Origin of the sequence: Nostoc sp. UHCC 0251 (assembly GCF_034932245.1) — a bacterium.
In the GTDB taxonomy this organism is placed as follows: domain Bacteria; phylum Cyanobacteriota; class Cyanobacteriia; order Cyanobacteriales; family Nostocaceae; genus Nostoc.
Window position 1 is genome coordinate 18,003 of the sequence record NZ_JAYGHD010000326.1, and the last position, 13,091, is coordinate 31,093.

The window sequence follows — 13,091 nt, forward strand, 5'->3', positions numbered from 1 at the left end:
ACATCCAAACAGTTTGCTTAATGCATACATCGTTTATTTGACTAAAAAATAGGGAGTCAGTACTGTGGTCGGCAGTACTAACCCCCTATTTTCTACAATAGACATCTCCAGAAATTAAATATGCGTTACCCAGAACCCTTGTAGAGACGTAGCACTGCTACGTCAAAACAATTCATTTTCACCAGATGTCTAATGATTGCTTTATTTATTGGAAGTTCTTTACTTCTTGATCGGCACTCGGAGCATGAGCGCGCCCACCCAGTCTGAGGAGGGGCCGGCAGGGTAATTAGCGTGGCAGAGCGCACACTCCGCCCTGAAGTTGCTTAGTGGGATCGAGCGTCGATAGTACCATTGATTATCCACGCGCTGAACGGATGTGTATGTCTGCCCCACCAACGCTAGCGCGTTTGCCTGACGCTCGAAGTTGTCACTGGGGCGATCCTTTTCCCGGAGCGGGCCAAAAGTGCCGACCAGCCGCATATCCTTGTTCTTATCATTAAATATCAGCGAGATGGAATGTTTACCCTGCTCCACGTTATCTGGCGTAGTCTCGTTAAACTCCTGCGTCAGTGCCGCGAACAACGTGTTGAGCATCAGATCACTCGTCTGTTGGGCGAACGCAGTCTGCCCAGTTGTAGGTGGAATTTCATAACCACGGGCAACTGCCGTCAGACCACACCCGATGACGAGGAATAGCACAAAAATCCCATAGCTGACTAGTTTTCTCAGACGCATTCTCTTATCCTTTAGTTTTATATTCTTCCTTACTTAGCAACTTTGCATCACGCATAGAACTTTTACCCTGCTTTTTCAGCAAAGCTACATCCTATCCAAACAATCTCGACTCAGCCTTCGCCAGCTTATGAGACGCTATTACATATCACTTTGCGGAAGACTAAAAAATTTATAGTAAACCGCTAGAAAAGGAAAGAAATCTCCAATATCTACTTCTTGGCTTGAGCTTAACTCAGTACATATTAAGAAACACATATAGCAATTACAGATAATATGTTGTTTACATAAATTTCTCTTTAAATATTCTTAAATAAATAATAATGATACTTAAACAAAATCGCCAGTTTTTAAGTTAGACTCTCTACTAATTCTCGTCTGAGACCAATTCTACTCTTTTCGCTAACTGTAATCGAATCTCACCATTCCCCATTAGCGATCGCTCACATTTGCTAGCGCTGCCTGCCTTTAACAAGCTAAGTTTAAATCTAGCTACTTACTAACTGGTTCAGTAGTTTTACTGAAAACCAGTAATTTTAGATTGATTTTATAGATGTAAAATTACCCATTTGTCACAAGCCACGCAGCGTTGAGATATCTGCGGTGTTCAGTCGCATTATGTGTACTCATTGCTGAAATTTCAAAAGACTCCTTCTTTGCTCGCCTAGTACCGCAGGTCATTGGCGTTGCTGAAGGCGGATTAGTCGTTCTACTGCCCTCCATAGTGTCCACATATAACTTGACTCCAGCCACCGTTACCCTGCTGTTTGTGAGTCAAATTAGCGGCTACATTCTGGTAGCATTCATCAGCAGACTCACTTTTTGAACAAGAACGATACAAGCCTGGGTGGTTTATTTTGATCTTGCTCATGCCACCACTCGTTGAAATCCTCAAGCAGGAAACCATGATTTTTCGCTTCCTGAAAAAAATCTGATAGGTGATGTATAAATGCTGGGATTTCAATCACTTCTTGATTTCTTTGAAAATTAGCTTGTGTGCCTTGATACTGTCTGAATGGATGAAGTTCACAAATGAAAAAGTATCCTCCCTTAACGAGTACACGGCAGGCTTCTGAAAAGATAAATGACAAATCTTCGATGTGTTCTAGAACGAGATTGCAGGTGATCAAATCAGCAGACTCGTTGCTGCAAATCCATTGGTTTGTAATGTCTGCGGTAATAAACATCACGTTGACTGAATTTACTTTCTCTTTCGCCTTCTCGATCATGGATGCTGAAAAATCAACTGCGTAGACTGTTTGGGCAATTTGTGACAGCAGCAAAGTATTTTTGCCTGTGCCACAGCCAATTTCAACGGCTGATTTACACCTCTTGCTAATTAAGGTTTTTTTAGTAATGATTTGATCCAGATCGCGCGTCAGGTTTTCATCAGCATCATAGGTGGTTGACCAATTATCGTATGCGGCTTGAACATTCATTTGACTCAAAAATGGCTACATTTTGGTGAGTAGAATTATCCTACATTTACAGCTTATGCAAAATATTCCTATTGCACTGTTTGATTGCAGAGCGCGATAGTCAGCAATGCTGCTGCCCCAAACGCTGCTATTGTCCTAACATGGTTCCAGAGCGTCCAGTTGGTAAGATATCTAGCCCATAGGTTTGCGCCCTCAGTACTATCTGGTTTGGCGATCGCCAGGGTATCATTCAACGGCACATTGAAAGCGATCGTCACCAGAATTGTCCCAACGAGATAAAGCAAGCTACCTAGCAGCAAGTAGATCGTACCAGGTTGATGCCACTTTGACAGCGAGGCGATCGCCAAAAAGAGGCAAGCTAAAGCTGTTCCAAAGAGTGCAATCATAAACAACGGATTGATCGCTGTGATATTAATCGACTGCATGGCGGTAATACCTTCTCTGGGCTGAAGTCGAGCAAGAGCGCTCATTACAAAAGTCGAGAAGGCAAAAAAAACTCCAGCCACCAGTCCACAGCCCAAAGCAGCGAAAAGTTTCAATGCAAAAAGTAAGTCAGCAGTTCTCATAAACCCTCCTTCAGATGACTGATTAGCTCCGGCTCGTTATCGGATTTGCTTGACTACGTTACTACCAGTTGCGAAGTGTCATTCGTATTATGTATGCCCAATAGTTTTTATAGTAAGAATAAGTAGATTACGATCGCAGGCTTGGCTTAAAATTGACGCGACCATTCATTTGGCCAACGTTCAATAACAACTTTGGTTTGGGTGAAAAACTCGACTGCATGATGGCTTTGCCCATGCAAGTCACCAAAAAAGCTGTCTTTCCAACCGCTAAAGGGAAAAAATGCCATTGGGGCAGCAACGCCAATATTAATGCCGATATTACCAGCTTCGGCTTCATAACGAAACTTTCTAGCGGCTGCACCGTTACTGGTAAATAAACAAGCCATGTTGCCATATTGACTACTATTGACCAAAGCGATCGCCTCGTCAATATTATCTACATTTATTAAGCTCAACACAGGTCCAAAAATTTCTGTGCGGGCAATTTCATCTGCTGGATTAACATTTTCTAAAATTGTCGGACGGATAAAACTACCTTGCTCATAACCAGCAATCTGTGGATTTCGTCCATCAATCAACAACTTTGCTCCTTGAGCAGCACCTTGTTGAATTAATCGTTCAATTCGCTCTTTACTCAAAGAACTGATCACAGGGCCCATTTCTACACCCTCATCTAAGCCATTGCCCACTACCCGGTTTGTGGCCGTTTCAGCAATTGCTTCTGTAAATGTGCGCCTTGCTTCTCCGACTGTAATTGCAATTGAAGCTGCTAAACAGCGTTGTCCTGCACAGCCAAAAGCACTCTCAGCAGCAATCCGAGTTGTCATTGCTATGTCTGCATCTGGCAGGACAATAATCGGATTTTTTGCTCCTCCTTGACATTGAACTCGTTTGCCATTGGCTGCGGCTCGACTATATATATATTTAGCTACAGTCGTCGAGCCAACAAAGCTAATCGCTCGAATTTGTGGTTGTTCTAAAATTGCATCAACGACTTCTTTAGCACCGTTGACTAAATTGATTACTCCTTTAGGCAAGCCAGTTTTTTCTAACAATTGAAAGAGTTTTTGCATTGTCAATGGAACTTTCTCACTCGGCTTGACAATGTATGTATTGCCGCAAGCGATCGCGTAAGGTAGAAACCAAAAAGGGATCATCCCAGGAAAATTAAAAGGGCAAATTACTGCTGCTACTCCCAAAGGTTGGCGAATCATCATTTCGTCAATGCCCCTAGCAATATCCTCTAGGTTAGTCCCCTGCATAATCATCGGAATGCCACAGGCAACTTCTACATTTTCTATAGCGCGACGCATCTCACCCTTTGACTCAGCCAAAGTCTTACCACATTCTAGGGTAATGGTACGTGCTAAATCCTCTAAATGTTCTTCGAGTAGATTTTTAAGTTTAAATAAATACTGGACTCGCTCGGTTGCCGGAGTGCGTCGCCAACTCACAAAAGCCTCCGCAGCGGCAAGGGTTGCTTGATTTACTTCAGATGCTGGTGATAAAGGCACATGAGCTAGTAACTCTGCTGTAGCTGGATTAACTACATCTAAGTATTGTGTTGTACTAGATGTATACCACTGACCATTGATATAGTTGGGTAAGACAGGAATAGCATTCATAGGCATTTAGGGAACTCCAGCTATCTGACTATATTGTATGCCCTCGATAATCTGGAGTAGCGATGGATGGGCTGAAGTACGCAGCCCATCCTACCGTGCTTGAGTGCAAACGTCTTATTTCTGTTTGCAGCTTGCGGTAAGTTCTACATTGTAGAAAGTCCCTGTTTTGGTCTTAATTGAACGCAATTCCTGGATAAAAGCATTAAATCTTGTATTGCTTATGCCGAAGCCAGCTTCAGCACAAGCAGATAAACCTCCTTCGATGGGAATAGATCCGGCCCTGGGACTATATACAATGAATTTATCGACGGTGCTAGTGCCGACTGCAAACCCGATAACCTGGCGAACTGTTCGCAAAGCGGCATTATCTAAGGGACCACCAATACTACCAATACTGATATTAACCGCACGGCTTTCAGCTACAGCGGGCGCACTAATCGACAATACTGCCCCGACAATCATCAAACAGGTGAACTTCTTCATTTTCCTCTCCTCCAAAAAATTGAAAAACTAATAATTAGGTTTCGACATGGATGAAGTACATCACAAATGCAAGCCAGGTAAGCTTTTCAAACACTAGGGTGTGTAAACGGCAAAATCTATGAACCTATCCCATGATTCTAAAAATCCCTACTTCTTTTCGTAAAATGTGCTTAAAAACCTTAATTTTTCGTTGTCAGTTCTCGATAAACTTAAGCTTTATGACACAAATATTATTAGTGGGATAGGTTCTAATACGACAGAGAGTGTCCGCCTGTATTAGATGGTGTTCTCTACTATTGTGAATTAAATTTAAAGCTAAATAGGGGAGAAATAGGGGAGATAATTGCAATTGCAGAAAAAATTTTCAGCACCGATTAATTGGGGGGATCACCCTGGATCTGACCCGGTTGCGAGGTTACGCTCATCCCAGAAATATTTTGTTTGTGCAGCTTGAACGAGAGCTAGAAAAAGTCTTTGATTACTGGGATCGAGAATTGAAAGCTCAGGATGCCATTGCACACCAATTGCCCAAGGATGGTGTTCATGCTCTACAGCTTCAATGACTCCATCATCCGAAGCATGAGCAACAATCCGCCAACCAGGTGGTACTTTATCTACCGCTTGATGATGCCAAGAAGCTACAGATATTTGAGAATTCTGTAAACAGTCAGCTAAAAGGCTTTCTACATCTATGGTGACGAGATGTTCTGTAGGTAAACGTCGTCCAGGTTCAGGCTCTAGACGATGTAATGCAGATGTACCATAAACATCTGGAATGTGAGGAATTAAAGTACCCCCACAGACGACGATGAGAATTTGTAAACCCCGGCAAATACCCAATATCGGCAGATGACGTTCAAGAGCAAACTTGCCAAGCTGCAATTCAAAAGCATCACGTTCGCGATCGACAGAATAAATAGTAGGATGAGCAAAACCGTTGTAGCAAGCAGGGTCAATATCTCCACCACCAGAGATAATTAAACCATCCAAAGAATCTAGAAGTGTGGCAGGCTCAACTTCTCCTGGTGGTAATAATATGGGAATGCCACCTGCTTTACGGACTGCATCTATATATTCACTTGGCAGAGAAAATGGTAATGCTGCAAGGCGACCGTAAGTTGTAATCCCAATCAATGGTTTTCGAGATTTTCTACTCATCTTGATGCTATTTCACTATTTCGTCTAGCAGTTTTATAAGATTCGATTAACAAAATGTAGGGGTTTAAGTCCCCGGCTTCTATCAAGCCGCAAGTGTTGTGGCTCTTTCTAAATCCCCGTTACAACACGTAATTGCGTTAGTGTAGCGGTAGCGAGTCCGCGTTCGCGCAGCGTCTCGTAGAGAGCGTCATTGCGAATTGCGAATTGCGAATTGCGAATTGGTTTAATGCTGTTGTAGCAACAATCCTTCATCAGTATCCAAAGCTGCGAGGGGATTTTCTATATCTATCGATGAAACAATAGCTTCTAGCTTGTCACAACTTGAGCGCACTAAACGCAAACCGGCATCTAATGAAAGTTGAGTAGTTGTTGGGGTAAACTCTTGCAAGATGCTGGCTTCTATTGTCTGATACTGATCAAGGTTCCTGCTGAGTTTTGTCAGAAAATTTGCTCCTTCGCCACCAACAGCGCTGGCAAACTGCAAAATGGAATCGACGTAAGCTCTAACTTTGGGGTTTTTAATTCCTTCTGTAGCTGAGGTTAAGAGCAATTCCCCATTAAGATATTCAAAATCTGGTACATACAAGCGATCGCCAACTAGTTCAAATATCTGCATTCCTTTAGATGGTCTTACTGTTAACTTCTCGTGCCTGACTCGATGAGCCAATTTTTCCAGCAATATTATTATAAATAAAATTACAGAGGGAAAGTTGCTATCTATACACCTGATTTCTACTGTGCCGAGTTTGTTGAGTCGAACTGGATTCCAAGCTGATTTGAGTAAGCTAACTCCCGCTTCTTTGAACTGGTTCGGTTGAATTCCGGCTTTTTCCATCGCTTGTAGCCAAGCATAATAACGAGCGAACTGCTGCTCAACTAAACCCTCAACACTTTCGGCATAAGGCATAAGTCCACCGACAGGTTGTAAATTGGTATAAACTCCATCCCAACCGAAGGTTTTGCTACCTCGATAACGAATTGTGTGTGCGGCTAGTCCTAACGCCTGTCCTTCATAAAAGGGACACGCCCGCGTTAAGGAAATAAGTGCCGAGTCGCAAGCTGTAGCTAAATTATAGATATTTAATAGTTCTTCTCGCTCAATTGATGTTGAGTTGTAAGATACTGCAACACGAGGGTCAATTACCCCAGGCGGGACTTCCAAATGCAGGTGTGTACCTGTACATTTTCCGGCGTGCAAAAATTTTGAAATGCCGACAGTCTGCGCTTGGATATGGTAATTAGGGTGATCCCGCATAACTGGCATAGTAGGCAAAGGATAGCTAGACAGAGGGTAAAGGCGTAAACCCATCTGTTGCGCTACAGAGATCGCCAATTTGAGATTTTTGAGATAAACTCTCGCTAGTTCCTTGGCAGTGTCGGCAGGAGGTGTGTTAATTTCTACCATGCTTTTAACGAACTCTGCCACAAAGTAATTTGGGTGTAAACCTTGTGCTTGAGCTTTGAAGTGACAACTCTTTAAAAAATCATCGGCGCGATCGCTCAAGCTACCAGCTTCATCTACCAGAAAAAATTCTTGCTCCAGACCGATACGACGCTTGACTATCGCCATCTAGACCTCCACAAGGGTAATCTCGCCACAGTCTTAATATATGTAGCTTAAAGGATAAAGTTACAGCAAGACAAAACCTATTTGAGGCTTTCCCTTTTCCTATGTCTTCTTTACCGTACTAAAAAATATCTCCTCACCGACATTTTAGCGAACGCCATATTAGCAATAATCGCCAAAGCACAGGGATGGGAAGACATTGAAAAAATTATTTTTTTATTAATCAAATCTTAATCAGAAAATGTAGCTTAGTTTATGGATTATAAGCATTAAATTATATTGACGTATATCCAAAAGTGACTCATTCATTAAACTGGTAATTCAGAAATTAAATCGAAAATTATACTTTTCTTAACTATTTGTTAACCAAAAAACATTATTAATTTTAATCATAGACATCTAAATGTCAACAAATGGCAAATACAGTGGCTATCGAAGTTAGTAATCTCTCGAAGGTTTTCAAAGATAAGACAGCACTTAAAAATGTATCTTGCACAATTAATGAGGGAGAACTGGTTGCACTTATAGGTGCATCTGGCTCAGGCAAATCTACCCTTTTACGGCATATTAATGGCTTGCATATTGGAAATGCAGGAACTGTTTACATTTTTGGCTCAACACTACAAAACAATGGTAAAATACATTCTAAAATTAGGTTTTTACGAAGTCAGATAGGTTGTATTTTTCAACAGTTTAATTTAGTCAATCGCCTAACAGTTATCGAGAATGTTCTCGTTGGTAACTTAGCAAGATTGTCTATCTTACGTTCAATATTCCATTTATTTACCAAAGAAGAAAAAGTCCAAGCTCTTGCTGCACTAGAGCGAGTAGGCATTCTTGAACACGCTTATAAACGGGCATTTATGCTTTCTGGAGGGCAACAACAACGAGTTGCGATCGCTCGTTGTTTAGTGCAAGGAGCGAAAATCATCCTCGCAGACGAACCAATCGCCTCTCTAGATCCGGAATCAGCACGTAAAGTCATGGAATTGCTCGTGCAGCTAAATCGCCAAAGCGGAATTACTGTAGTCGCTTCCTTACATCAGGTTCAAATGGTGCGTAGTTACTTTGATCGAGCGATCGCTCTCAAAGATGGAGAAGTGATGTTTGATGGCGCAACCACAGAGATGAATGATCACAAGCTCAATGAACTTTATGGCACAGCTGCCGAAGAACTCATTATGAGAGGACACGGAGAACTGGTAGTGTAACCCCAAAATACAAAACTTTTACTTGGATATCACAACTAAACTTATGGACAGAAGGTTATTTATTCAGCAGGCTTCTTTGTTTACTATGACTTTGGCAAGCGCCAAGCTCCTTTCAGCTTGTACTTCTAATGCTGATAATAGTACCGCAGCAATTAAAGAAATTAACTTTGGTGTTCTGTCTACAGAATCTCAAGCTAATCAAAAACCAATTTGGGAACCTTTTGCTGCTGCTATGTCTCAGCAAATTGGGATTACCATTAAACCCTTCTATGTTACACAGTATGCAGCAGTCATAGAAGCTATGCGCTTTGGTAAAGTTCAAGCAGCTTGGTTGGGCGGTAAATCTTATATTGAAGCAGTAAAAATTGCTGATGTAGAAGCTTTTGCTCAAGTTGTAAGTGCAGATGGCACTAGAGGCTACTATTCTCATTTAATTACTAATAAAGAGAATCCCATCGCAGCAGAAGCTATAGCAGCAGGTGGCGATAAATATGTGGTTAAAAATGCAGCCAAGCTTACCTTTGCCTTTAATGAGCCTAATTCTACCTCTGGGTTTTTAGTTCCCAGTTACTATATTTTTACTAAAAACAATGTTGACCCTAAAAAAGCTTTTAAGCGCTTGATTTTTGCTGGTAATCATGAAGCTTGCGCTCTAGCTATAGCTAATAAACAGGTAGATGTAGCTACCGTCAGTAGTGAAGCATTAAATCGTCTAGAAAGCACTAACCCTACAGCCAGGAAGAAGATTGAAATTATTTGGAAATCACCTCTAATTCCCAGCGATCCAATTGTTTATCGTCGGGATTTATCTGATGATATCAAAAAGAAGTTGCAAACTTTTTTCTACAACTACAAAGATACTCAAGTTTTAGGACAATTTAAAATTTCTGGTTTTGTACAGGCTGAAGATAAAAATTGGCATACAATTCGAGAACTAGAAATTGCTAAAAAAATCCAAGAGACTCAAGATAAAGAAAATCTTAGCCAGCAAGAAAAACAGCAAACAATAGCAGAACTAAATCAGCAACTCAAAGGAATTAAATAAACTTAGATTTATAGGTAGTAAAAAGTGCGCCCACGAAATCAGATAATTACTTACGCATCTCCTAACGTAGTAGCAATGTTAGAGAAAGAAGCAAAGCTTGTGACTACCCAAAAACTTCTGTTTCTTTTAGTGATTGCTGCTGTATTGATTTTTGCCTATACTCAAAGCGAGTTAAATTTCCCTGTACTTCTGCAACGGGGAGACAACATGGTGGAATATATCCGTTCATATTTTCCGCCAGACTTTAGCGATTTGAATTATTATTTCTCAGAAACCCTGGTTACGATATCAATGGGAATTTGGGGAACTTTAATGGCTGCGATCGCAGCTGTTCCTTTATCTATCCTAGCATCTAATAATATTTGTCCAGTATGGGTAGTACAACCAACACGTCGTCTCTTAGATGCTATGCGTGCGATTAACGAAATCGTCTTTGCACTAATCTTTGTAGTTGCTGTTGGGTTGGGGCCATTTGCCGGGGTTTTGGCATTATTTATTCATACTGCTGGTATTTTAGGTAAGCTTTTCTCAGAAGCAGTAGAATCAATTGAATCAGGCCCAGTAGAAGGAATTAGAGCTACTGGTGCAAGTCAGATTCAAGAAGTTATTTATGGGGTGATCCCCCAAGTAATGCCTTTGTGGACTTCTTTCATTCTCTACAGATTTGAGTCAAATGTGCGTTCTGCCTCTGTATTAGGAATTGTCGGGGCTGGCGGTATTGGCGTTTCACTATATCAAAGTTTTGGTGCATTTGAATACCAAAAAGTCTGTACAATTCTGATTATTTTGATTGTTACTACTGGTGTTATTGATTTACTCTCTGCAAAAGTGAGACAGTGGTTAATCTAGCCATTAGCCATTAGGGTATGTCTTCGGCGTTGCTGAATTAAAGTATGAATCTGGATGTAGAGACGTAGCACTGCTACGTCTCTACAAGGATTTTGGTATTATGCAAAATCATTTTATACATGGAATCAGCAACGCCAGTATGTCTTCACTTAGGTTAATAGCAAGCAAAGAATAGACTTGCCTTGAAAATAGGGACTGGGGATTGGGGACTGGGGAAGAAATATTTTCATTCCTTCGTTTTGCTCGCGTAGCGTGCGCTTTGCGCTCACCGTGTTGATGGAGTCTCTTGCATAATTATTTTGTGGTATGGTTAAGGGTTTAGAAAAAATCCATATCAAAATCTATACAGAGAATTTTTGTTACCTCATTAGGATGTTTGATAGAGATAGAAAGCAAATTTTTAAAACCCCCACACCATAATTTATTTTTGCAAGAGGTCTAATATGGCAGCAGAGCATGGCTTAATTCTGGACTTCACAACTGTTCTAGGTGCTTCAGCATTCGGAGGATACCTAGCTAACCGACTGCGGCAACCTGTTTTACTCGGTTATTTAGTGGCTGGATTGGCTCTAGGGCCTTATGGCTTGAAGCTGTTAAGTGATGTACCACGTATTCAATCTCTAGCATCAATTGGTGTAGCTTTTTTGTTATTTGCCTTAGGCGTGGAATTTTCTTTAACAGAGTTGAAGCGGGTCAAGGATATTGCTATTAAGGGTAGCCTGTTGCAGATTGGGCTAACTACGGCTCTGGTGGCATTTTTAACAATTACGTTGGGTTGGGTTGACAACTTTACACAAGGCATTTTTTTAGGGGTGGTTCTATCCCTGTCCTCCACAGCAGTAGTGTTAAAAACCTTGTCAGAACGAGGTGAAACGAATACACTCCACGGTCAAGTCATGCTGGCAATTTTAATTGCTCAGGATTTGGCGCTGGGATTGATGTTAGCATTTTTACCTGTCCTCAACCAACCAGAAAGGCTTGCTTGGGCAATAAGTATGGCTTTGCTGAAAGTTTTGCTATTTTTAGGATTAGCGATCGCCTTTGGTCGTTGGATAGTGCCGAAGTTAATTAGTAACGTGGCAGCTACGGAAAGCACAGAGTTATTCGTCCTGACCGTAATTGCTCTATGTTTGGGTGTGGCTTTGGTGACAGCTAAACTGGGTCTGTCCATCGAAATGGGTGCATTTGTTGCTGGGTTAATGGTTTCGGAAATTGACCATGCAGATCATGCCCTCGCCAAAGTTTTACCTTTAAGAGATACCTTTGCTTGTCTGTTCTTTGCTTCCATTGGGATGCTGATCGATCCAGTTGCACTCATCCAAAATTTGGGGCTAGTTTTGGGACTAGTAACTCTAGTTATGCTGGGTAAGGCAATTGTTTTGATGCCAATCATTTTGAAATTTGGCTATTCCCTCAAGACTACTATCCTTACCAGTCTGGGGATTAATCAGATTGGAGAGTTTTCTTTTGTTTTGGCTTTAGCAGGTTTACAACTCCAACTTATTTCTGATAGAACTTACCTTCTACTATTAGAGACAACAGCAATTACACTAGTTCTAACTCCTATATCGCTCAATATTGCGCCGCAGTTGTTAGAACGTCTGACCCAGCTACCGTTTTTTGCTAAATCACTGCGACAATTTACAGAACCCAACATTCTCTCAATTCCTGAAACCATTAGCGATCATGTTGTGGTTGCAGGTTACGGAAGAGTCGGGCAAGTGATTGTCAATATTTTGCTCAATCAGGGATATGTAGTTTTAGTCATTGAAAACAGTGAAGCCGCTATTCAAAGATTGAGAATGCAGCGCATCCCCTACATTTTTGGTGATGCTGATTCCGAATTAGTGTTAGAGAAAACTCATTTAGAAACTGCCAAAGCCTTAGCAATTGCCTTACCTGATCCTGCTAGTTCACGATTACTTCTAAAACGGGCATTAGCACTCGCGCCTAAATTAGATGTAATTGCACGATCGCACCACGATAATGAAATTGACCTCCTCACGCAAATGGGAGCCAAGGAAGTCGTACAACCAGAATTTGAAGCCGCCCTAGAATTAGGCGCACATCTCCTAGCCACTTTAGGCGCAGCAAAAAACCAGATTGATCAAGTAATTACTGATATTCGCAGCGATAGATATCGTAGTATTCGACCAGGGAGATGAAGATAACCCTTAATTATTCCCGGTAATGATATTCGTTCGATGTTTCCACAAACCAAATCCTCTCACGGGGACTGAAACAATTTTCTCCAATTTAAACCATCTTTAGAAACAGCCCGGTAGTTTCCATTGACCAAATCCTCTCACGGGGACTGAAACTGTGATATCGCTATAGGGCAGGATGGAAAGCAGCCTCAGGTAAGCTAATCGGCATTTAAGCTGCATAATATAAATGCAGAGTCGGTTGAAAATAA

Annotated in this window: 11 protein-coding genes; 4 read left to right on the forward strand and 7 right to left on the reverse strand. The window is 41.4% G+C overall.

Annotation, left to right across the window (positions count from 1 at the left end; all coding sequences use genetic code 11):
- Window positions 1-219 precede the first annotated feature (219 nt).
- From VB740_RS26920 to VB740_RS26950, 7 genes are all read right to left on the reverse strand, one after another.
- Complete coding sequence (locus VB740_RS26920) at window positions 220-735, reverse strand: hypothetical protein (protein WP_323202919.1); 516 nt, start codon at window positions 733-735, stop codon at window positions 220-222.
- Between the two features lie 812 nt (window positions 736-1,547).
- Window positions 1,548-2,171, reverse strand: coding sequence for a class I SAM-dependent methyltransferase (locus VB740_RS26925; RefSeq protein WP_323202920.1), 624 nt, complete (start codon window positions 2,169-2,171; stop codon window positions 1,548-1,550).
- Between the two features lie 68 nt (window positions 2,172-2,239).
- Complete coding sequence (locus VB740_RS26930) at window positions 2,240-2,737, reverse strand: DUF1772 domain-containing protein (RefSeq protein ID WP_323202921.1); 498 nt, start codon at window positions 2,735-2,737, stop codon at window positions 2,240-2,242.
- Between the two features lie 146 nt (window positions 2,738-2,883).
- Window positions 2,884-4,362, reverse strand: coding sequence for a CoA-acylating methylmalonate-semialdehyde dehydrogenase (locus tag VB740_RS26935; protein ID WP_323202928.1), 1,479 nt, complete (start codon window positions 4,360-4,362; stop codon window positions 2,884-2,886).
- A gap of 114 nt (window positions 4,363-4,476) precedes the next feature.
- Entirely contained in the window at window positions 4,477-4,845 is a 369-nt protein-coding gene (locus VB740_RS26940) for a hypothetical protein (RefSeq protein WP_323202922.1), read from the reverse strand.
- A 387-nt stretch (window positions 4,846-5,232) separates the two neighbouring features.
- Complete coding sequence (locus tag VB740_RS26945) at window positions 5,233-6,003, reverse strand: gamma-glutamyl-gamma-aminobutyrate hydrolase family protein (RefSeq protein WP_323202923.1); 771 nt, start codon at window positions 6,001-6,003, stop codon at window positions 5,233-5,235.
- Between the two features lie 223 nt (window positions 6,004-6,226).
- Entirely contained in the window at window positions 6,227-7,573 is a 1,347-nt protein-coding gene (locus VB740_RS26950) for a glutamate-cysteine ligase family protein (protein WP_323202924.1), read from the reverse strand.
- A gap of 410 nt (window positions 7,574-7,983) precedes the next feature.
- Between VB740_RS26950 and phnC the strand changes: the two genes are divergently transcribed.
- From phnC to VB740_RS26970, 4 genes are all read left to right on the forward strand, one after another.
- On the forward strand, window positions 7,984-8,781 hold the full coding sequence (gene phnC, locus VB740_RS26955) for a phosphonate ABC transporter ATP-binding protein (protein WP_323202925.1): 798 nt from the start codon (window positions 7,984-7,986) through the stop codon (window positions 8,779-8,781).
- A gap of 43 nt (window positions 8,782-8,824) precedes the next feature.
- Window positions 8,825-9,826 (forward strand): phosphonate ABC transporter substrate-binding protein, encoded by a 1,002-nt coding sequence (gene phnD, locus VB740_RS26960; protein WP_323202926.1) that lies wholly within the window; start codon window positions 8,825-8,827, stop codon window positions 9,824-9,826.
- Window positions 9,827-9,901: 75 nt separating this feature from the next.
- On the forward strand, window positions 9,902-10,675 hold the full coding sequence (gene phnE / locus VB740_RS26965) for a phosphonate ABC transporter, permease protein PhnE (RefSeq protein WP_323202929.1): 774 nt from the start codon (window positions 9,902-9,904) through the stop codon (window positions 10,673-10,675).
- A gap of 443 nt (window positions 10,676-11,118) precedes the next feature.
- Complete coding sequence (locus VB740_RS26970) at window positions 11,119-12,840, forward strand: cation:proton antiporter (RefSeq protein WP_323202927.1); 1,722 nt, start codon at window positions 11,119-11,121, stop codon at window positions 12,838-12,840.
- The last annotated feature ends 251 nt before the right edge of the window (window positions 12,841-13,091 follow it).

Bases quoted from the DNA above. Each gene is read 5' to 3' on its own strand.
- VB740_RS26930 (WP_323202921.1), bottom strand. From the start codon at position 2,737: ATGAGAACTGCTGACTTACTTTTTGCATTGAAACTTTTCGCTGCTTTG.
- phnE (WP_323202929.1), top strand. From the start codon at position 9,902: ATGTTAGAGAAAGAAGCAAAGCTTGTGACTACCCAAAAACTTCTGTTT.
- VB740_RS26970 (WP_323202927.1), top strand. From the start codon at position 11,119: ATGGCAGCAGAGCATGGCTTAATTCTGGACTTCACAACTGTTCTAGGT.
- VB740_RS26935 (WP_323202928.1), bottom strand. From the start codon at position 4,362: ATGAATGCTATTCCTGTCTTACCCAACTATATCAATGGTCAGTGGTAT.
- VB740_RS26945 (WP_323202923.1), bottom strand. From the start codon at position 6,003: ATGAGTAGAAAATCTCGAAAACCATTGATTGGGATTACAACTTACGGT.
- VB740_RS26940 (WP_323202922.1), bottom strand. From the start codon at position 4,845: ATGAAGAAGTTCACCTGTTTGATGATTGTCGGGGCAGTATTGTCGATT.
- phnC (WP_323202925.1), top strand. From the start codon at position 7,984: ATGGCAAATACAGTGGCTATCGAAGTTAGTAATCTCTCGAAGGTTTTC.
- VB740_RS26950 (WP_323202924.1), bottom strand. From the start codon at position 7,573: ATGGCGATAGTCAAGCGTCGTATCGGTCTGGAGCAAGAATTTTTTCTG.
- phnD (WP_323202926.1), top strand. From the start codon at position 8,825: ATGGACAGAAGGTTATTTATTCAGCAGGCTTCTTTGTTTACTATGACT.
- VB740_RS26920 (WP_323202919.1), bottom strand. From the start codon at position 735: ATGCGTCTGAGAAAACTAGTCAGCTATGGGATTTTTGTGCTATTCCTC.
- VB740_RS26925 (WP_323202920.1), bottom strand. From the start codon at position 2,171: ATGAATGTTCAAGCCGCATACGATAATTGGTCAACCACCTATGATGCT.